Source organism: Coleofasciculus sp. C1-SOL-03, from assembly GCF_040220555.1.
Classification (GTDB): domain Bacteria; phylum Cyanobacteriota; class Cyanobacteriia; order Cyanobacteriales; family Coleofasciculaceae; genus Coleofasciculus.
The window spans coordinates 1-19,444 of record NZ_JAVJUO010000146.1; the positions used below are offsets into that span (position 1 = coordinate 1).

At 45.7% G+C, this 19,444-nt stretch carries 19 protein-coding genes; 8 read left to right on the plus strand and 11 right to left on the minus strand.

What is annotated here, in order from left to right; all coding sequences use genetic code 11:
- The coding region (gene psbD, locus RIE73_RS23150; protein WP_446403431.1) for a photosystem II D2 protein (photosystem q(a) protein) at positions 1 to 917 on the minus strand (917 nt) is incomplete at its 3' end.
- 989 nt (positions 918 to 1,906) lie between these two features.
- Between psbD and RIE73_RS23155 the strand changes: the two genes are divergently transcribed.
- The 4 genes from RIE73_RS23155 (at position 1,907) to RIE73_RS23170 (ending at position 4,917) form a co-directional block, all read left to right on the plus strand.
- On the plus strand, positions 1,907 to 2,137 hold the full coding sequence (locus RIE73_RS23155; RefSeq protein WP_446403483.1) for a zinc ribbon domain-containing protein: 231 nt from the start codon (positions 1,907 to 1,909) through the stop codon (positions 2,135 to 2,137).
- A gap of 61 nt (positions 2,138 to 2,198) precedes the next feature.
- Positions 2,199 to 2,765, plus strand: coding sequence for a photosystem I assembly protein Ycf4 (locus tag RIE73_RS23160; RefSeq protein ID WP_446403432.1), 567 nt, complete (start codon positions 2,199 to 2,201; stop codon positions 2,763 to 2,765).
- Positions 2,766 to 2,875: 110 nt separating this feature from the next.
- Positions 2,876 to 3,658 (plus strand): peptidylprolyl isomerase, encoded by a 783-nt coding sequence (locus tag RIE73_RS23165; protein WP_446403433.1) that lies wholly within the window; start codon positions 2,876 to 2,878, stop codon positions 3,656 to 3,658.
- An 80-nt stretch (positions 3,659 to 3,738) separates the two neighbouring features.
- The gene (locus RIE73_RS23170) at positions 3,739 to 4,917 is read left to right on the plus strand and encodes a beta-ketoacyl-ACP synthase (RefSeq protein ID WP_446403434.1); all 1,179 of its coding nucleotides are present in this window, start codon (positions 3,739 to 3,741) and stop codon (positions 4,915 to 4,917) included.
- A 10-nt stretch (positions 4,918 to 4,927) separates the two neighbouring features.
- Here the strand turns inward: RIE73_RS23170 and RIE73_RS23175 are convergent, their stop codons facing one another.
- On the minus strand, positions 4,928 to 5,527 hold the full coding sequence (locus RIE73_RS23175) for a hypothetical protein (RefSeq protein ID WP_446403435.1): 600 nt from the start codon (positions 5,525 to 5,527) through the stop codon (positions 4,928 to 4,930).
- A gap of 458 nt (positions 5,528 to 5,985) precedes the next feature.
- Complete coding sequence (locus tag RIE73_RS23180; protein ID WP_446403436.1) at positions 5,986 to 6,207, minus strand: hypothetical protein; 222 nt, start codon at positions 6,205 to 6,207, stop codon at positions 5,986 to 5,988.
- A gap of 426 nt (positions 6,208 to 6,633) precedes the next feature.
- On the opposite strand from RIE73_RS23180, the gene RIE73_RS23185 reads away from it, so the two are divergent.
- Positions 6,634 to 7,176 carry a hypothetical protein gene (locus RIE73_RS23185; RefSeq protein WP_446403484.1) on the plus strand — a complete coding sequence of 181 codons (543 nt, stop codon included), beginning with the start codon at positions 6,634 to 6,636 and terminating at the stop codon, positions 7,174 to 7,176.
- Positions 7,177 to 7,294: 118 nt separating this feature from the next.
- Here RIE73_RS23185 and RIE73_RS23190 read toward each other — a convergent pair whose 3' ends face one another.
- Positions 7,295 to 7,936: a DedA family protein gene (locus tag RIE73_RS23190; RefSeq protein WP_446403437.1), complete on the minus strand. Its 642-nt coding sequence runs from the start codon at positions 7,934 to 7,936 to the stop codon at positions 7,295 to 7,297.
- A gap of 349 nt (positions 7,937 to 8,285) precedes the next feature.
- A complete protein-coding gene (locus tag RIE73_RS23195; RefSeq protein WP_446403438.1) occupies positions 8,286 to 8,534 on the minus strand; it encodes a Ycf34 family protein in 249 nt (82 codons plus the stop codon).
- Between the two features lie 127 nt (positions 8,535 to 8,661).
- On the opposite strand from RIE73_RS23195, the gene RIE73_RS23200 reads away from it, so the two are divergent.
- Positions 8,662 to 9,906: a CCA tRNA nucleotidyltransferase gene (locus RIE73_RS23200; RefSeq protein WP_446403439.1), complete on the plus strand. Its 1,245-nt coding sequence runs from the start codon at positions 8,662 to 8,664 to the stop codon at positions 9,904 to 9,906.
- A 182-nt stretch (positions 9,907 to 10,088) separates the two neighbouring features.
- Here RIE73_RS23200 and RIE73_RS23205 read toward each other — a convergent pair whose 3' ends face one another.
- Both RIE73_RS23205 and RIE73_RS23210 read right to left on the minus strand, forming a co-directional pair.
- Positions 10,089 to 10,946: a hypothetical protein gene (locus RIE73_RS23205; RefSeq protein ID WP_446403440.1), complete on the minus strand. Its 858-nt coding sequence runs from the start codon at positions 10,944 to 10,946 to the stop codon at positions 10,089 to 10,091.
- 396 nt (positions 10,947 to 11,342) lie between these two features.
- Entirely contained in the window at positions 11,343 to 12,404 is a 1,062-nt protein-coding gene (locus RIE73_RS23210; protein WP_446403441.1) for an NAD(P)/FAD-dependent oxidoreductase, read from the minus strand.
- An 82-nt stretch (positions 12,405 to 12,486) separates the two neighbouring features.
- Between RIE73_RS23210 and RIE73_RS23215 the strand changes: the two genes are divergently transcribed.
- Positions 12,487 to 13,329, plus strand: a complete 843-nt coding sequence (locus RIE73_RS23215) for a YaaW family protein (RefSeq protein WP_446403442.1) — start codon at positions 12,487 to 12,489, stop codon at positions 13,327 to 13,329.
- A gap of 949 nt (positions 13,330 to 14,278) precedes the next feature.
- Here the strand turns inward: RIE73_RS23215 and RIE73_RS23220 are convergent.
- Both RIE73_RS23220 and RIE73_RS23225 read right to left on the minus strand, forming a co-directional pair.
- Entirely contained in the window at positions 14,279 to 14,506 is a 228-nt protein-coding gene (locus RIE73_RS23220) for a hypothetical protein (protein WP_446403443.1), read from the minus strand.
- A gap of 10 nt (positions 14,507 to 14,516) precedes the next feature.
- Positions 14,517 to 14,975, minus strand: a complete 459-nt coding sequence (locus RIE73_RS23225) for a PIN domain-containing protein (protein ID WP_446403444.1) — start codon at positions 14,973 to 14,975, stop codon at positions 14,517 to 14,519.
- A gap of 631 nt (positions 14,976 to 15,606) precedes the next feature.
- On the opposite strand from RIE73_RS23225, the gene RIE73_RS23230 reads away from it, so the two are divergent.
- Entirely contained in the window at positions 15,607 to 16,782 is a 1,176-nt protein-coding gene (locus RIE73_RS23230; RefSeq protein WP_446403445.1) for a DNA cytosine methyltransferase, read from the plus strand.
- A 224-nt stretch (positions 16,783 to 17,006) separates the two neighbouring features.
- Here RIE73_RS23230 and RIE73_RS23235 read toward each other — a convergent pair whose 3' ends face one another.
- Both RIE73_RS23235 and RIE73_RS23240 read right to left on the minus strand, forming a co-directional pair.
- Entirely contained in the window at positions 17,007 to 17,660 is a 654-nt protein-coding gene (locus tag RIE73_RS23235) for a hypothetical protein (protein WP_446403446.1), read from the minus strand.
- A 112-nt stretch (positions 17,661 to 17,772) separates the two neighbouring features.
- Positions 17,773 to 19,395: a mucoidy inhibitor MuiA family protein gene (locus RIE73_RS23240; RefSeq protein ID WP_446403447.1), complete on the minus strand. Its 1,623-nt coding sequence runs from the start codon at positions 19,393 to 19,395 to the stop codon at positions 17,773 to 17,775.
- Positions 19,396 to 19,444: the final 49 nt, after the last annotated feature.

Sequence of the window (19,444 nt, forward strand, 5' to 3'; positions counted from 1 at the left end):
GCTGCCCGGATTTCCTGGGACACGAAGTCATACGCCCGCAGGTTCACCGCTAATCCAACGACGCCCACTGAACTCATCCACAAGCCGGTCACGGGGACAAACAGCATGAAGAAGTGTAGCCAGCGCTTGTTGGAAAAGGCAATCCCGAAAATCTGAGACCAGAAGCGGTTCGCCGTCACCATCGAATAGGTTTCTTCGGCTTGGGTGGGGTTAAACGCCCGGAAGGTGTTTGACCCTTCACCGTCTTCAAACAAGGTGTTTTCTACCGTTGCACCGTGAATGGCACACAATAGCGCTCCACCTAAGACACCTGCCACTCCCATCATGTGGAAGGGGTTAAGTGTCCAGTTGTGGAACCCTTGGAAGAACAGCAAGAAGCGGAAGATTCCGGCGACGCCAAAGCTAGGAGCAAAGAACCAAGAGGATTGCCCCAAGGGATACATCAAGAAAACACTAACAAATACCGCGATTGGCGCACTGAAGGCAATGGCGTTGTAAGGACGAATGCCCACAACCCGGGAAATTTCAAATTGCCGCAGCATGAAGCCAATTAAGCCAAATGCACCGTGCAGAGCGGTAAATGTCCAGAGTCCACCGATTTGACACCAACGGGCGAAGTCGCCTTGGGCTTCAGGTCCCCACAGTAGGAGTAGAGAATGACCGAAGGTATCGGCGGGGGTGGAAACCGCCACAGTTAGGAAGTTACAGCCTTCCAAGTAGGAAGACGCTAAACCGTGGGTATACCACGAGGTAACAAAGGTTGTACCAGTTAGCCAAGCTCCAACCGCCAAGTAGGCGCAGGGGAGCAGGAGTAGACCTGACCAACCAATGAAGACAAAGCGATCGCGCTTTAGCCAGTCATCGAGTGCGTCAAACCATCCTCTTTGGCTGGGAGCGCGTCCGACAGCTATGGTCATCGTTTCAAATCCTCTTACATTAAGGGTTTACAAGGATTTTTCCCTTGACAGTTCCACAGCGATAGACTGGGAATTTTTGACACTCTCCCAACTTCAAGAAAGGAGATTCTATGGAAATTTCGTTCCATATATCCCGATCAACGGGTTCCCAGGCACACGACGGAAAGCCATAAGGGCATCGTGTTATCTCCTAACCCCTGTTAATTCAGGGTTGGGCGTTTCAAACCTTCGCGGCTTGGGTTTCGCCGAGTCCCGGCGTACCTTAACTGTGAGAAAGTCAGTCGATTTGACTAACTTTGGCTGAATACAGGGTGTGTCAAGCACCCTAGCGTCACCAGCTTATAATTTAACTGGCGTAGACTTAATTTTTCTTAAACTATCACATTTTTACACGAATCCTCGATTTTCGCTAGGGAGAGTAGGGGATTCAGTGCTTGAATACCATAATAGTAGAGACTGAAAAATTTACAAATTGATACATCTAACTCAGAATTGCCCCTGAGCGGCACAGGGGGTCATCGGTTGGCTTATGAGCGTCTACCTGTTGGCTTTCAGCCCAAGTCTGTGACCCTATCCAGGACGGAACCAAAAATGGCATTGTAAATAATTCTCCAATGTACGTGACTTTATTTGCTATTATTTTCTATTGGGTCAAGCTAAGATGACATAAAATAACCGAAGCGGCTCTTGGGGGGGTGAACCCTTGCACAATCTCTCCCTCAGGTGTACAAAGACCATTACCCATACATCACACCGGAATAAGTATTTATCAACGGATTCAGGGGTTTAAAAAGCGTCAAAAGCATACCCACGCCGAAATAAAATCTCGGTTGGGTCATGCCCTGAAGCAAGTTGATTGGTCTTCGATAAAAGTTCTCAGTATAGAGGACTTGAAGAAGGTTAAACAGGGAAAACGAGGGACGTTCTCTCGCCTGTTTAACAGGCGGCTGTCCCATTGGCTGTATAGAACTTTGGTGCAGTTGTTGGAAATGTTGTGTGAGGAGGAGGGGATTCAGCTAGTGGTGAAAGACCCCTTCAAAACCTCGCAGTTCTGCTCGAGCTGCAACAGATGGGATAGACGAAACCGAAAAGGTGACAGGTTTAGGTGTGTTCATTGTGGCTACCTTGCCCATGCTGACCACAACGCGGCACACAACCTGGAGCTTTTAGGCTCGGCGGGAGTTTATGGTCTCCGTTCCTACTTAAGTTCAAAAAGTTAAAGTTTTGGATAACCATAGTAATAGGCGGAGCGTATTGTAGAGAGTGAAGGAACAGGATAGTATGACAGCCACCCCAACCCAACAAGAGAACAAAATACTGCGTCAATCTGTTTTAGGCTCTCGGCGGTTAAGCAACTATTGGTGGGCAGTAGTCGCCTCAATCGGCGGTACAGGATTTCTTTTAGCCGGACTTTCCAGTTATTTTCAACGCGATCTATTGCCTATTGGTGATACCAGAGGTTTACAGTTTATCCCGCAAGGCATCGCCATGAGCTTCTATGGTACTGTCGGTTTGCTCTTTGCACTCTACCTCTGGCTGGTCATCCTTTGGGATGTTGGCGGCGGATACAATGAGTTCAACAAGGAAACCGGAATGGTAAAAGTTTTTCGCTGGGGCTTTCCTGGCAAAAACCGCCAGGTCGAGTTTAGTTGTCGCCTGCAAGATGTGCAATCGATTAAAGTTGAGATCAAAGAAGGGCTTAATCCCAACCGCGCTCTCTACCTGCGCGTCAAAGATCGCCGGGAGGTTCCACTCACTCGTGTAGGACAGCCTTTGTCCCTATCGGAACTGGAAAACCAAGGTGCAGAACTGGCTCGTTTCCTGGCGGTTCCCCTAGAAGGCATGTAATGTTTTAGAGACGCGATGCAAGAAGTGTCTGGGAATCTGGGGGCAAAGCGAAAACTAATGCGTCAAAATAATTCAGTAGCGCAAGCTACAAAAAGGTAGGTAGGTTAAGTATGCAAGTAATTGTCCGGCGCTGGTTCCTGGTTGTGGTCATGATTATTGCCGTAAGTCTGGGAGCTTGTAGTCCGTCAAAGGTGGCATCCCAAAACACGAGGGATTCCTCAACAGCAGCAACAACAGGAACGTCGGTAGCTCAAGTCACTAATCCTCAAATTGAGAACTTACCAAGATTAGAGGGAAAAGCGACCGTTGTTTTAACAGTTAAAGATTCCCCGATTACCATCGAGGTCGATGGCACAAATGCCCCAATTACAGCCGGGAATTTTGTCGATCTGGTCGAGCGGGGTTTTTATGACGGCGTAGTGTTTCACCGAGTCGTGCGTGAACCTCAACCGTTTGTGGTTCAGGGAGGTGATCCCCAAGGGAAAGACCCCAATGTTCCGGTAGAGCGTCTGGGAACCGGGAGTTTTATTGACCCGAAAACTGGACAGCCTCGTTACATTCCTTTAGAAATAACGCCAAAGGGTGCTGAGACTCCCGTCTATAGCGAAACTTTGGATCAAGCCGGAATTTCTGATCCGCCGCAATTGCAACATACTCGTGGTGCTGTAGCGATGGCACGCTCATCGATGCCAGATTCAGCCTCGTCCCAGTTTTATATCGCCCTGGCAGATCTGTCTTTTTTGGATGGCGATTATGCGGTGTTCGGCTATGTGAAAAATGGCATGGATGTGGTAGATACGATCCAAGTAGGCGATCGCATCGAGTCAGCCGAAGTCACCCAGGGACTAGAAAATCTAAAAAAACCTGAGTCAGCCTCAGAAGAATCGCCTTAGCTATACCGTAGGGTGGGCATTGCCCACCAGCATACCAGTCAGTGACATTCAGGTTAAGTCACACGTCAACAGTCAAAGTTTTGGATAACCATTCGGTTGTTGTTACAGGGATTGGTCTCATCTCAGCATTAGGTGATTTAGAACAAAGTTGGCTCCAACTGCTTCAGGGTGAGTCGGGAATTGGGCAGTATCAACCCTTTCCCGAACTACCGATTCGCCCCTTAGGGATAGTTGATCGCCTGCCCAGTTCATTAACCAAGTTGACTCAAGTCGCCGTCGCTGATGCTCTTGCGGATGCCAATCTTCAGACACCAATGCCTGATTGTGGTGTCGTGGTTGGCTCTAGTCGTGGCTGTCAGGCGTCTTGGGAAGAGTTAATCACAGCCGCAGGAGAACAGGGAAATGGCACAATCGGGGAGCTATTCTCTAATTCCCATGCCTCTGGGCTGAAGCCAAAAACATGGTTAGAGACATTACCCCATCAAGCCGCGATCGCCACCGCTCGTCAAATCGGCTCTAGGGTACCTGTACTTGCACCAATGGCAGCTTGTGCCACGGGAATTTGGGCGATCGCACGGGGGTTTGAACTCATCCAAACGGGTCAATGTCAACGGGTTATTGTCGGTGCGGTGGAAGCCCCAATTACCCGATTAACTTTGGCAGGATTTGACAAAATGGGAGCTTTGGCAAAAACAGGGGCGTATCCCTTTGACCAACGACGGGATGGTTTTGTCTTGGCAGAAGGCGGGGCAGTTTTGGTCTTGGAATCAATGGAATTAGCGGTAAGTCGGGGCGTGCCAATTTATGGGCAACTATTAGGCGTTGGCTTCAGTTGTGATGCTTACCATGTTGCTACGCCAAAGTCAAGCGGCAAGAGTGCGATAACAGCAATCCAGCAATGTTTAGACCGAAGTCATCTTTCCCCAAGTAAAATTGACTATATTCATGCACATGGGACAGGGACTCGGTTAAACGACGCAAATGAAGCCCAATTAATCGACGATTTGTTTCCCCATAGAGTGGCGGTGAGTTCAACCAAGGGAGCCACAGGTCATACCTTAGGTGCATCAGGCGCGATCGGTGTCGCCTTTTGTTTAATGGCACTCAAGCATCAGATAGTACCGCCTTGTGTCGGATTGAGCCAACCCGCGTTTGATTTAGATTTAGTCACCCAAACCCGTCGGCACAAGGTTCAGCAGGTATTATGTTGGAGTTTTGGGTTTGGGGGTCAAAATGCAATCCTGGCTTTGGGAAAATAATCGCAAAGCCTTAATTTTGAGTGTGACTATCGGCAGTCAAGGATGTTGGATTGCTCATTTGTAATGCCATTTCCGTATCCGTACCCGTCTTTTGCCAAATTGCCTCTAACACAGAATTTTCATCCAGTTCCGCGCTAATGTAAGCCGTATTTTCGCTAGCAATGATCGCTTGGGCTTGGGCGGCGATATCGGGATATTTTTGGAAGACCGCTTGAAGAACTTGATCGCGGCATTGGAAGAGTTCGTCATAGCCAGAGACGCGATCGCACTCCCAGAATTGAACCGCTAATTGATGTCCCGCTAACGCTGATTTAACAGTAGCTAGAATCTCAGCATCCCCGTAGGCATTTTCGACGATGGGTGTCAGATCCCGGATATCTTCACTATATTCTTTAGGATGAATGTCACCTTCAATTTTGATCTTGATCACACGCAACTCCTCAATCGCCGTTTTCAAAGGTGGTGGGATGACAGGGGGCGAGGTTTTATTGGCGATGTTTTCCGAACGATTGGCATCGATGTTTTCCGAACGCACGGATAATATACTCAGCACACAGCTTACGAGTAGGGTAACTGTCATGAAGATCAGCGCTAATTTCTTAAATTGCATCTGTCAAACTATTAAAATAAATGGATTAGCAACCCGCTTGAGTTTATTATTCCCAAGTCACTAGCCGAAAATTACCAAAGCCATTTTAATTAAACGAGTTTTAATCCTTGGACTAAAGTAGGGAATGATCTTGGCTCAATCTTAACATTATGATTGTGCCAAATGGGAGTTGTATTTTTTATTGGATTGATTGGCGAACGGTAAGTTTACATAATTCGCGGATAATCCTATTTTTAAAGTAAAGTATTAACGTATTTTTATATTTAAATTCAACCTGACTTAAACTTTAATTGTATTAAGATTTTATAGAACGGTAAAAAATCGGACATAAATTCTGTACGCTTTATGAACCTTTAATCATCCTTAAAACCTTTGTTTTTAAGGAGTTTCAGGTGGGTGCATGTCATGGAAATAACAGCCTCCCTGTCAAAAGGCTTATGCCTAAGGCATCAGACGTATCAGTGTGTGAAGATGATACCTGCGATCGCGAGTTTTTTGATCACCATTGGTGCTAGCACAATTAACACCTTAAGCCAGACAGGAGCAAGCACAAGGCTAACCAACAGGCAAATCATAGCGGTAAACACGGCGGCAAGCTGGACGATTTCTTCTGTCGTGTTAACAATCACACAAACTGCGGCGAAGGTGATTGTTAAGGTTATCAATAAAACCAAAAGCATAATAACTCACCAGGGTAGATTCGTTCGATTGAGGAATGGTTTGTGTTCCTAGGTCTAATAAGACTTATGCCTGTCTCTCCACTCTCATTGTGACTGGCGACTGGGTTGTGATGCTCCCGAACAATCAAACCTCCTCTCCTAACGACTACAAATTTTGGCACTGGAGTGTCAAGAGTTATACAGGATTTCACACAAGCTTCATCCCAGCTTCATGAAGTCCTCATGAAGGCTTAATAATAGGATGGGTGGTAGCCAACCCTAAATTTCAACATTTGGCTAAATCATATCGAGTGTCATCCTCACGTTAGTTGCGCGATTACCCCAGGAATGGTTTTGAACTGACGCCTGAAAATAAGTCCTATAGCAGAGGTTAGCTTGAGGCACTTAATCGTACAATCTATGCAGAATGAACCCACCAAGCTATATATGATTATCTCTAGCGATATCCAAATCCCCTTTTCTCGCTCCATTGTTTTTGCGACTTACCGTGATAGGTTAATGGAGTTAATCCCCTATATGACTAATGTTCAGAACATCCAGGTGAAGTCTCGTGATCAAAACAATGCATGTATTCACACCGTCAACGAGTGGCACGGTGGTGGTGAGATTCCAGCCCCGGTTAGAACACTGTTGAGCAAAGATATGCTGAAGTGGACAGAATATAACACCTGGAATGAGTCAGATTATACTCTGGTATGGAGTATCAAGACCCACGCCTTTACCGAAGCCGTCCACTGCGCTGGCAAGAATCGCTTTTTGAATGATCATGGTCAGACGTTGATTGAGAGTCGTGGCGAAATAAGGATTGATCCCAAACGGATTCAGGGAGTCCCCCCGTTACTAAGAAACAAGGTTGCATCAGCGGTTGAGGATTTTCTGAGCAAAAAGGTTGAACCCAACCTGCTACAGATGAGTGAGGGAGTACGTCAATACCTAGACCAACAAACGATTAAATACAAACTTGCTTAGAGTGGTGAGGTTCGAGGCAGATTATTGTGTACCAACCTTACCCCAATACACTCGGATTAAGGCATTTGAGTCGCCTGTGCAGTTGCCGCAACGATTTCGGTTGCGGAATCAGTAATCCTTACTCTGATGGCTGGTCAATTGATATATCTTTGATTTTACGGGACTCCAACCAAATAGAAACCCCTATCCAAGCAATCACTAACAGTAATACTGCGATACCAAACTTTGCCATCCAAGACACTAATGTTTCTAGAGGAATAATCCGTCCCACAAAGAAAGATAAACTGACCATTACCGATGCCCACACAGCAGCCCCCGCCAGGTTACACAAGAAAAATTGAGAGTAGGGCATTTCTGCAATTCCTGCCATCGGTCCAGCAAAGATACGTAGGAGTGCCACAAATCGCCCAAAAAACACGGCTCTAGCGGCATTTTCACTAAACTGACGTTTGACTTCTATTAGCTGGGGTTCTGGAATGCGAAAGAAACGTCCTAATCGCAATAAGAATGACCAACCACCTATTTTGCCAATCCAGTATCCACAATTATCACCCAGAACGGCTCCAGTAATGGCACTTGCCAGCACAAACCAATAATTGAGTTCACCACTTCCAGCTAAGAAACCACCAACCAGGGTAATGGTTTCGCCAGGGATGGGAACTCCAGTATTTTCCAAGGCAATGCCAGCAAAAACAACCCAATAGCCGTACTGATGTGCCAGTTCCTGGATTGTCTCCAGTGATAAAAGCTCAAAAGACATCCAGTAAACCCTTTATAAAAATCTATCACTCATCGCATTTTGACGTAATTTAACAAATTATGTCAACTCAAACAGGACTTACGCCCTAAGGTTATAGCACTACGCACTCTAGTTAGGACATAAAAGAAAAATTCAAATCGCTCAATCCCTTGTAAGATAAGCTTTTGTCTTCACTATTGCCCATTGCCTATTGCCTATTGCCCAGCGCGTAGCGCTATATCGGTTAAGACAAGGTATGGGATGGGGTGTAGTGGCATGATACTGTAGGGGCGCAAAGCCTTGCGCCCGATTGATTTAACCGTAAATTTGATTCCACTATGTCAAAGCGAAGTTGTTTTGATACAACTGCTTAAGTTGGCACCAACTCACCTGGACGCAGTTTTGCCCATTTGCCCATTTCTTCCTTAAAGCTGTTACATCCTACGACATCCCATTCCATCTCGACAAAATCCCCTTGAGGACGGATGTTGACATTGATGGTTGGTTCAATCGGCTCAAAATCTGGCGTTTCCGTCAGATGGGGTTGCTGATGCTGGGTTTCCACCGCATTATAGGTGGTGCATCGGTCTACATAGTGGCAGTTAACGCAAATACACATTGCCCAAACTCCAAGTCCTTTTTGTTAGCCTAACTTAGACCAGCCCTAGATTGACCACTATTTCGATGGATTTTTTGGATTTGTCTGATGTTATTGGTCCTTGGTTCACCAGTATTCGTGACTCACAATGAATTCTGACTTATCTGTTCTGTCTCCTGAAAGGTTTCCCTTCAGTCTAGAGTGGCTACCGCCTCAAGCCTGCTTAGTCGGTGGGGTGGTACGAGATGCCTTGCTGGGACGACAGGCTGACTATTTGGATTTGGACTTTGTGGTTCCCTGTGACGCGGTGAAAATTGCCCGCAAGCTGGCAAGTCATTACCAAGCTGGGTTTGTGGTGCTGGATGAAGCACGACAGATTGCCAGAGTTGTTTTTGATAGTGCCACCGTTGATATTGCTCAACAGGAAGGAGAAAACCTAGAGACTGACCTGTATCGACGTGATTTTACCATTAATGCGATCGCCTATAATCCTCAGACCCAGCAAATCATTGACCCCTTGCAGGGTGTAGCCGATTGCCGTACTGGAATTATCCGCATGGTATCCCCAGCAAATCTCCAGGATGATCCCTTACGATTACTGCGAGCCTACCGCCAAGCCGCTCAACTGGGTTTTACCATAGAACCCATGACTCAATCCACAATTCGCCAATTGGCTCCCTTACTGGCAAACATGGCAGCCGAACGAGTACAGGTAGAGTTAAACTACCTACTACAATCCCCCCAAGGAACCCCTTGGCTTACTGCTGCTTGGCAGGATCAATTACTTCACCCTTGGTTTCCTGATACAAAGGCTGATCACTTCGCCCAAATTGCGGCAACGGATAATGCCGCCAGTGTACTGGCTCAACGATGGCAGAGATTAGCCAGCCAACTGAAAACCCCCGTAAGTGGCAAGTCCTTATCGTGGTTAAGTTTAGCAAAATTGGCGCACGTATTACCCTCTGAGGTTGAACCAGCAGAAGCTCAACTTTTACGGTTAAAATACAGCCGCGCCGAAATTCGGGCAGTGTTGATTATGATTCAATTCTTACCCCAGCTTATATCTCATGTCACCTCACCCATGAGTTTAAGAGAGCAGTATTTTTTCTTTCAAAATGTCGGCTCAGTTTTTCCCGCTTTAGCCGTTTTAGCTATTGCCGAAGGGGTATCAGTTGAGTCAATCGCTCCCTTAATTCATCGTTATTTAAACCCTGAGGATCAAGTAACTCATCCGACTCCATTGGTAACAGGTTATGATTTGATGCAACAGTTGCAGTTACCACCCAGTCCTCAAATTGGACAGTTACTCACAGAGATTCAAATTGCCAGGATTGAAGGCAAGGTTGCAACTCGTGACGAGGCGTTAGCTTTTGCCAAACAGTTTTACCATTAAATCGGGCGCACGTCTGTGCGCCCCTACGGTTTCTGTTCCGTAATTGTAATCCTTAAATTAGGTAAGCTGTCATGCATTTAAGTTGGGAATGGGTAGCGAGCAAGATGCTCGCACTACAAGGATGAGAGCCATTATTGACATGAAGGTTTAAATGCCGAACAGCTTATCTACATCCTTTTTTCCTAACTGACTAACTTTAAACCATGATGCCGTTCGCTATCTTCCTCAACCGTATTTTGAACAGTATACTGATTTGACTGTAGCGCCTGCCGCATGGAGATAATCTGTGCCATCATTTGTTCGAGTTGATGGTCAATTTTCTCCACCTCTGCGGTTTTTGGCGATGAGGATTGTGAATCTTGGGCTGAGGTATTACCGAAGACAGCTTGAGACGATGCTAAGGATGCCGCGAGTGCTTGCATCGAGTTCACTTGAGCGGAGGTAATCGGTTGCTCACTAATAACCTGCGGTTCCACTTGCGGCTGCGTCTCAATCACATCCACTGGTGCTGAATCCGGTTGAGATGATGCCTGTTCCTCTAATGCGGTTGGCAACGATACTTCTTCTATTTCTGGGGCTTCTTGCTCAATAGAATTTGAGGGTGAAGGCGTCTGCGTGTCTTGCTTGAGTGTTGGACTGGTTAATTGTGTTGCCTGTTTATCCAACCAGTTTTGTAGCCCAGAAGCATCTAACTGAGATTGTGAGCTTCTAATGTTATCCAGCAGTTTTTGCTTTTGCTCTAACGTCTGAGATAATTTGGCAAGTTCTTGTTCAACTTCAGTCGATTTCCGATTCGACTGTCGCCACCCCATCATGGCTACACTTGTGAGTCCCACACCTGCGCTCAGCAAACCTGCCACCCCTAGATACTGAGGGGCAAATTCTTTCAATTCCCCAAAAAAAAGCGGTTCTTCTTGAACTTGAACCGTCACGGGCTTAGAACCAAATAGATTGAGGGGTAGAGTCAAGGTGGCAAATACTGTTGCTGAGATTGCCACGGGTGTAAAAAGAAATTTTATGGCAGTTGCACTGGTTGTCATTGGTAGTTCCCTCTAAAAGTTACCTGCGTTTGTGGTGATACTCAAGGTGTATCAACTGTATTTAACGGTTTTGCAGATTACCCCTGTTTATAGATGCACGGCTCCAAGCCGGAAAGGATTATAAAGTTGTAGCGCACCTGATCTTTAAGAGCAATTCATTGGAGCCGTATAAAGTTCATCGGCTAGATGAAGGCTTTATGTGCTTGAGTTGTGTTTGCTCTCTCTTTTAATTAATTTAATATAATTTCCGTCAATTGCATATAAAGCTTTTATGAAGAATTTATTCAGTATATTAATACCTAATGAATTTATTTCCCAAGAGAGAAAATTTCATAATATTTTTTCCGGGAATCAGTTCAAGCAGTCTCCCGGAAAAAGTGGTGCATTCGTTACATCTTATAACCTTTCGCTTTGCTCAAGGGCAGGCATATAACCAATGACGTCATCGGGTAAGGAAAGTTGCCGCAATTGTTGATTCATCTTAACGGCTGCGGCTAATCCAGACTTCATGGCACTTTCAATTAAATTATTCCCACACCAATCGCCACAACACACAAGGGGTAAGGGTGCAGTTGTCGCCAGACAATCTTGAAGGGCGGGAGTTCTGGGAAAGGCATAGCGCCAGCGATGAACTTGGAACCAATCGGGCGACTTGAGCCAAGGAACGAGCATTTGCGCCCCATGAGCGAGTAACTGTTGACCCGCTTGTTGTAAATCGGGAGCCTCTAGATAACGTTGAGCAAACTCAGCCGTACTATGAAGCACATATATTAATGAAGTCGAATGAGACCGTTTGCTGCTATCTACACCAATCCAAGCTAAATTATCATCGGGTGAACATTGGATCGAGCCTGACGTTAATGGGGGTTGTTGGGGATTAGAATAACCCGCCATGACACTCAAACAGGGATTAAATTCCACTGCCCGTAGACTCTCTAATAAATTAGAGGGAAACTCTTTTTCTAGGGAGTCCAGTACTGTTAACGCTTGGGGGGCGGGAATCGCCATCACCACGGCGGCAGCGGTTAAGTTGTTGTCAGTTTCCTCAGGTGTATGATAGGTAATCTGCCAGGTTTGTTCAGGAGTAGGCGCGATCGCACAGACACGACAGGAGAAGCGGATATCTAAATTCTGAGCCAGATATTTGGCAACGGCGGTGATTCCATTTGGGGCGATATACCGAGAAGATGGGCATTCAGACTGATCTTGATTATCCATCCAGACATGAAGAATGCCGCGATCGCACAATGTCTCAATGAGTTGCTGGGATAACTTGCCCTTCGCCTCTAGAAACGGCACACCATGATCCACAGGAGTTCCCTGAATCCGTCGAGTTGCCACTCGCCCACCAACACCACGAGACTTTTCTAGGACCACAACTCGATACCCCGCTTGGTACAATTGTTGAGCGCAAGTCAGTCCTGCTATACCTGCACCGATAATCGCAATATCAAACACTACAGAATCTCCTGTCCGGTTGATGCTTAGTATACAGCTAGAATAGAGAACAGTAGTGGCTTAGGGGTTGGAGGGAATACCATTGGATGAACTCAGAAGCGCCTTAGAACTGGCAACGGAAGATGAATTACAACAACTGACACAAATTTTGTTCCGTCGTCAGTTTAATCCCCTAGACTATCTGCAAACCCCTGAACCCATCGACGTTCAAAGTCAAGATCGGCAGGTGTGGTTGGATACTCTAGAGCAACGGTTTCGCTTTTTAGCCGCCGATGGGATGACTGTGCTTAAGGGACGCACAAATGACTTCACGTACCGACAAGCGCTGATTCAGGTTTGCCGTTACCTGAAGATTCCTTATTCCAAAAAACTATCCACCACGGATCTGGAAGCAGAAATATTTCTTAACCTGATGAGTCGCGCCTGGAAAAAATTACCCCCAGCGGAACAAAAATCGATTACCGTGCGGGTACAGCGCTCATTAGCCCAGTCGAATCAATCCCAACCGTTACCGGCGCATATCCAGCACAATCCCATGGATTTGCTGATTAAGGGGGGGTCGGCGTTAGCCGTGTCTTCGATTGTCAAGCCAATTATTCTCAAACAGGTGGCGCGTCAGTTTGCCATCCATTTTGCCCGGTATCAAGTGGCAAAACAAGCAGCGGTTAAGGGAGGTGCAGCAGCGGCGACTCAGTTTCAGAATTACCTCATGCTGCAAACCGCGAAGCAGGGAATGGCAGCGAATGCAGCGCGTTATGGGGCAACTCGCACCTTATTTGCCTTCGTTGGACCCGTATTGTGGGGCTATTTCTTCGCCGACTTAGGCTGGCGTGCGATCGCGACAAATTACGGTCGGATTATCCCAACTATCTTAGCCTTAGCCCAAATTCGCCTGCTGCGGAGCGAGTGTTGGGAACCCGTTTGAAGATACCTGTAGATCCTATGTGAGAACGCTCTAGGATGCCGCCGTGACACTTCAACTACGGCTTGGAAGTAATAATCCAACATTTTTCGCAGTCTTTGTTTACATTAACATTGATTTCCAGATAATGTGTCTATTCCTTACTTTTCCTGACTTTTCCTGACTTTTGCTGAATTCTCTTAAATTCTCTCCTGACTTTTCCTGAATATTCCTTACTTTTCCTGAATTCCAGTCATTCGGGCTTGCTGAATAGCCGAATAAGGTCACACTCACAAAAAAATCTGGCATAGCCAGATGATTTAACCTTAAATGCTAGCAAAAGCCCGGAGTTCAAACTCCGGGCTAATAGCTTAAGTCCATTAAAATGGACTAGAAGTCTTAAGCTGTTCAGCATTTAAACCTTAATGTCTAGAATGGCAAAATCCTTGTAGTGGCGTGGCACACCTTATTTGATGAAATAGAATTACGCCCGGAAACTGTAGGGGCGCATGGCGTGCGCCCGATTCAATGATAAAATCTATTCCACAATTGTAGCTGTGTCAGTCCAGTAGTGGCGTGGCACACCTTATTTGGTGGATTAGAATTGTAGGGGCGCACCGACGTGCATTGGTGTCAACTTAAGCGCCAAAAGCAGGGGCGACTCAGCTTACGCTACTCCAGATCCCCGACTTCTTTGTTGAAACCCTGATGATCCCAAATAAATTGGATACAGAAGTCGGGGAGCTACCGGACAGTTGACAAGGATTGTGGCTTAAGTTGACACGCATGACCGACGTGCGCCAAATTTCACGGTCAAATCTATCCCACAAAGCGCCAAATTTTCAGAGGGTCAACATCGAGCGTGTTACCGAGCGAAGCGTTCGACTGAGCGCTCACGCCGAAGTCCGAGGTAAGCCGAGGTAAGTCGAGGTTTTGCCTCTCCCCACCACAAGACTTATTCAGCAGCCCCTACTTAATCAATAATTTCATCGTATTGATTGATGCCGCTGTCTTGATGCTGTTTCATGGAGAGTAGAATCTCGTCTAATGGCGTTTTGTCTTGCCACTGATGGCGTTCTTTGGTGTAATCGCCTTGACCTGGGCTAAAGTATTGAATAAATCGGATAGTATCAACGACTCCCAAGGAATCGATTAAGGCTTTATATCCTTTTTTAATAACTTCCTGCTGAGTATTAGTCATGGGGTTGCTCCTATTTATGAGTAACGCTCATTAGCCATTGAACGGGATTATTAACGGGGACATTGATAAGCTGAATATGTCGAATTGCTCTCTTAATTAGACGGTCATCTGTGGATAAAAATATATCGGCATGGCTTCGTTCAGCACTGGCGATGTGGGTGGCATCGTATCCAGAGAATCCTAATTGGACAAGTTCTCTAGAACGGTTTTCTATCAATTGGCTGCTGATTACCTTAATTTTAGCAATGCTCAGGATTGCCTTGACGTTCTTGAGTTTTTCAAAATCGGGAGTTTGAGCGAGTTCTGCATCTAAGGCGGCGCTAGTGATGAGTTTCCATTGTCCTGATTGGCATTGGCTCAAGATAGAGAGGATGGCTTGAGTTTCTAAGGCGATTCTGGACTGGGTTTGGTCGTCAAAGGGGCGATTGAGGCAACAAGCGTCAAGATAAATTCTATAACTTTCACTCATACTAACCTTTAATTTACTGTCCTGTCTCTAATCCTCTGCCAATCCTGCCCAAACTCCCTTGAGGTCAGCCGATAGCTGCTCTACCACAGTTTTATGACATCTTAACGCCTCTCCTGATCGCGGCGGGACTACGCTAAACAGAAGTTACTCCAGTTAAAATGTACTATACCCAGGCAAAAGCCCAAACTGGCTTTATAAGCGACAAATACGTCCCTATTTTCGTTTAACCAAGCGATAAAAGCACTTGACATTGCTGTACGAAATGCTTCTAAATGTCTATTAGCTATCAAATTGTTTTTTTACGACTAAGCCAGTAAAAAACTTAACTTCAGCATTATGACCCCAAGGAATTTCTGCAACAAGCTGTTTCAGAAATTCAATTGCTTCAGCTTATGCTTCATAAAACTGCTCGATTAACCACAAATTGCGCGGTGACGCGGTGAGAATCCAGTTATTTGAGGAAATTCAGCCTTGAGGTCAGCCGATAGTCGCTCTACTACAGCTTTATATCATGTCCGGTCAAATCCCCCTGAAAAAATGTCTGAAACCATTACAATACAATAACGACAACGACAAAGCGCCCAGGGAGACGATAAGGCGTAAAGGGTAATTTAGCGTAGGAGCGACAACCGTGATCGATGGCAAAGCTATTTCTATTTCTCTGTTTTCAGGAGCTTTTGGTTTAGACCTAGGGTTAGAGCTAGCCGGATTTCATACCGTAAGCGTGGTTGAGAAAGACCGTGATTCAGTAAAAACCATAGCCCTTAACCGACCCTATCTTCATGAAAGTGCTATCCCCAGAGCAATTGAAACAATCAGTACCCAAGATTTACTTTTAGAAGGGGGTCGAGTTTTAGGGAAGGGGAGAGCATTACGCCCGAATGAGGTGGATTTGGTAGTTGGTGGCGCACCTTGTCAGCCTTTTAGCACAGCAGGAAAAAGGGCTTCAGTCTTAGACCCTCGTGGCAGTTTATTTATGGAGTTTGTCCGTATTGTTCGAGACATTCAACCCCGATTTTTCGTTATGGAGAATGTGAAAGGGTTACTTTCTGCTGCTATTCGTCACCGACCCATTAACCAACGGGGCGCGGATTATCCACCGTTAGAACCGGACGAAATGAGAGGTGCAGCCCTTAAGGTGGTACTAGCAGAAATGCACAAACTTGGATACAACGTAGTTTACAACCTTTTAGAAGCTGCCGATTATGGGGTTCCTCAAAATAGAGAGCGTGTTGTGTTTATTGGTTCCAGAGATGGTGAATCTATTACATTTCCTTTGGCTACCCATTCTCAAGGCGGTAGAGATTTACCCAAGTGGCGTACTTTACGAGATGCGTTAACCCATTTAGTTGAACAAAATCCAGAGTTTACTCCTTACTCAGAAAAGCGCTTAAAGTATTTGAGGCTCCTCAAATCCGGACAAAACTGGAGATATTTACCCGAAAATTTGAAAGAAGAGGCAATGGGAGGTGCTTACAAGTCAGGGGGTGGTAAAGTTGGATTTTACAGGCGATTGTCCTGGGATAAGCCTTCACCTACTGTGACGACAAGTCCACAGCAAAAAGCCACAGATATGTGTCACCCTGTAGAACTGCGTCCCTTGACTGTGCGAGAGTGTGCTAGAATCCAAACCTTTCCTGACGACTGGATTTTTTGTGGGTCACTAACGTCTAAATATAAACAAATTGGTAATGCTGTACCTGTTGGATTGGCACAAGCCATTGGTACTTATCTTTACAGTTTGATCCAAGGAGATAAACCGCGAGGGAAAGAACTCGTTGAACAACTCTCACTTTTCCCTTTATAAAATTTATGCCATTGATAGAGAAGTGACCTAAAAAGGCTAAGATTAGCTTTTGTCTCAGATAGTTGCACTGATTAATCAAGTTAAGAATTATTTGAAGTTTCGCTAGCAGCCAATTGAGAAAAAGCTTTGTCAATTTTCTGCAACATAGTTCTGACATGGTTTTCAACAAGATTATAATCCATACAAATCTTCTGCCAAAATTCTGAACCTGCGATTCGAGGAATTTAACTTCTATTTGAGAATGTCCATTGACCCAAATCAAAGGCAGCTATGAATAGGGGGTTTTCATGAATACTTAACTCCTTTTCAGCTCTGGTTTTTTGGGAGCCTGTTAATGTCCCTTTTAGAGTTTTTAACTGTGCAAGATAAACTGTTTCGTTTGAAAAAATGATGATATCAATACCAGTGATTTTAATGTCAAACTCAAACTCTGGTACAATAACATAAGGACTAATGTTGGATATTTCTTCCCAAAGGCGTCCCATTTTTGTGCTGAGACTTCTGGTGACAGAATTGCTTGTTACCAGTAATTTTGCTCCGCATAGCTCAAATAGATTGCGTGGGTTAGGATGCCTATCAAGTATTGCTTGTTTATTGCTAAAGTCTTTTTCTAACCAGTCAATAAACTTGCTGGCGAAAAAATCTGTTTTTATCTGAATAAGTTGAGATTGCTGTTCTAATTGATTATTTTGTTCAATTTGGTAGTAAAAATAATCTTTTGATAATGAGGAAATAATTTTCCCTAACTTGTAGGCTTTACTCAACTTTTCATCTGTTATGTGAGTAGCATCAATTAAAGAGGCGTGTTCTAAAATTAGTGCTTTCCGTTCCTTGACAGAATGTTGTCTGAGAATCTCAGCAGTTAACTCACTCGGCATAAGCGTTTCTTGTCATAATTGTGCGTTCTTCGTATTCCCAAACCATCCCAAATTCACACTTCTAATTTATCCTTAGAGTGCCATGGAGTGATTAAGTGGCTGACAAACATTGCTAAATGTCTAATCCGATCACCCTAAATTCCGGCAAATACTCCACCGTAAACTGATAGGACAACTCCTGACAAGAAAGAGAAGGCAAAGTTAGTAACCATTCCAACACACCCAACTCACCGATTTCCATAGAGGGATTAGCATCAGTCAGCCGAACTTTGAGTTGAGAATGACAACTCACCGGGAGTTGTTCCATCACCTTAACCTGTGCCTCTTGCTCCCGTAAATTTGCCACCGTTAAGCGATACCCATACGTCACCGCTTCCCGCTGCTGATTGCCGATCAACTTCTTATCTACTTGTCGTTCCACCAGATACCGCTCAATTTTCAACCCATCGTCCACACCTAAATCGAGTTGAAACTCTTGACCTGGGGCAATATTCGGGAGTTCGCTAGTGCCAATAAATGTATTATCGCGAAAGATGGTAATCTGTCCCGGTAATAAAGTAACGCCATTCAACGGATTTGTCACTGTTGCTCTTAGGTAAGCAAAATTAAGTTGGCGCGACATCGCCACATACTCAGCGCGACAGGGATAATCATCTCTGTGGAAAATGGCAACCTTATGGCTCACTCCATCACTGGGAATCGTAGCTGAATCGTCAAGGGTAAAGGTAACAATTCCTTTTTGTCCCGGCTGTTCCCCCAATTCCTTTTCCGCTCTCAACCGCTCTAACTCTTCATCTATCGACGGTTCAGGTTCTGGCGCTATCCCCGCAAAGGGCATATTCACCATTGGGGGGCGGGGTGCGTTATGCTCCTTTGGGTTGGTTGTTGTCCGATTTGCCAAGGCACTAGACTGTTGCAAATCAATATACCAGGGTGTAATCGGCGGAATTTGTCGCCCCACCCCCGGTTGAGCGGTGGAAAGGGTAAGCGCTACACCCAACCAATCCTCACCCGTGTTTTGGGTAATTTGAGCCAGGTAACTGAGTCTGGCGGTTTGCTGGCTATCTTGCCAATGCACATCATAGACGGGTTGCCAACTTGCCCCCTTAACTCTATAAGAAACCTCCAACGCCAATTCACCCGCACCTGCTGGTTCGAGGGTGACAATGATATTAAAGCTGTCATGAATCTGGGGCGTAGAGAGCTGCTGAAACTGCCCGCGCACCGCTTGCAACTGAGTGTTGACCTGTTTTTGCTGGTGATCCTGTTGCGCGATCGCACCCGATAAATCTTGCCACCGTTCTCCGACAAAATCCAGCAATTCCCCAATTTGAGTCAAGTTGAACGGCTCAGAGTTTTGGGATTTTGTCAAGCGTTCCAGATACTGATTGCCTAAATTTTTGATAAAATTTCGCTGTAAATTCAGCAGAGTTAGTGCATCTTGTCCCTGGCGTCTTTGATCTTCTAACTGACCGATTTCTTCAGACAGTTGGCTAACTTTGGGATGAGTTGCTTCACGAGTACTGGTTGGTTCTGTCCGCACCTCTACTAATCGCCCCCCTGCATGACCCGTACTCGACACCTGAACGGACTCACGCAGCAGGGTTACGGGCAAATTCGCAATCACCAGTTCCCGTTCCTCACCCGTTAGCTGTACAACGCCTCGGCGCGTGATTAGCGCCTGGTTATCATACACTGTAACGTTACAAATTTCGGTCTCTACCGTCTTATTCATCCGTTCTTCTTTGTCCTCAAATCAAGCTCCCTACAGTCATATCGGAGCC

Excerpts from the sequence above, each read along its gene's own strand:
- RIE73_RS23155 (WP_446403483.1), top strand. The coding sequence starts at position 1,907 with ATGTTGTGTGAGGAGGAGGGGATTCAGCTAGTGGTGAAAGACCCCTTC.
- RIE73_RS23160 (WP_446403432.1), top strand. The coding sequence starts at position 2,199 with ATGACAGCCACCCCAACCCAACAAGAGAACAAAATACTGCGTCAATCT.
- RIE73_RS23165 (WP_446403433.1), top strand. The coding sequence starts at position 2,876 with ATGCAAGTAATTGTCCGGCGCTGGTTCCTGGTTGTGGTCATGATTATT.
- RIE73_RS23175 (WP_446403435.1), bottom strand. The coding sequence starts at position 5,527 with ATGCAATTTAAGAAATTAGCGCTGATCTTCATGACAGTTACCCTACTC.
- RIE73_RS23180 (WP_446403436.1), bottom strand. The coding sequence starts at position 6,207 with ATGCTTTTGGTTTTATTGATAACCTTAACAATCACCTTCGCCGCAGTT.
- RIE73_RS23185 (WP_446403484.1), top strand. The coding sequence starts at position 6,634 with ATGATTATCTCTAGCGATATCCAAATCCCCTTTTCTCGCTCCATTGTT.
- RIE73_RS23190 (WP_446403437.1), bottom strand. The coding sequence starts at position 7,936 with ATGTCTTTTGAGCTTTTATCACTGGAGACAATCCAGGAACTGGCACAT.
- RIE73_RS23195 (WP_446403438.1), bottom strand. The coding sequence starts at position 8,534 with ATGTGTATTTGCGTTAACTGCCACTATGTAGACCGATGCACCACCTAT.
- RIE73_RS23200 (WP_446403439.1), top strand. The coding sequence starts at position 8,662 with ATGAATTCTGACTTATCTGTTCTGTCTCCTGAAAGGTTTCCCTTCAGT.
- RIE73_RS23205 (WP_446403440.1), bottom strand. The coding sequence starts at position 10,946 with ATGACAACCAGTGCAACTGCCATAAAATTTCTTTTTACACCCGTGGCA.
- RIE73_RS23220 (WP_446403443.1), bottom strand. The coding sequence starts at position 14,506 with ATGACTAATACTCAGCAGGAAGTTATTAAAAAAGGATATAAAGCCTTA.
- RIE73_RS23225 (WP_446403444.1), bottom strand. The coding sequence starts at position 14,975 with ATGAGTGAAAGTTATAGAATTTATCTTGACGCTTGTTGCCTCAATCGC.
- RIE73_RS23235 (WP_446403446.1), bottom strand. The coding sequence starts at position 17,660 with ATGCCGAGTGAGTTAACTGCTGAGATTCTCAGACAACATTCTGTCAAG.
- RIE73_RS23240 (WP_446403447.1), bottom strand. The coding sequence starts at position 19,395 with ATGAATAAGACGGTAGAGACCGAAATTTGTAACGTTACAGTGTATGAT.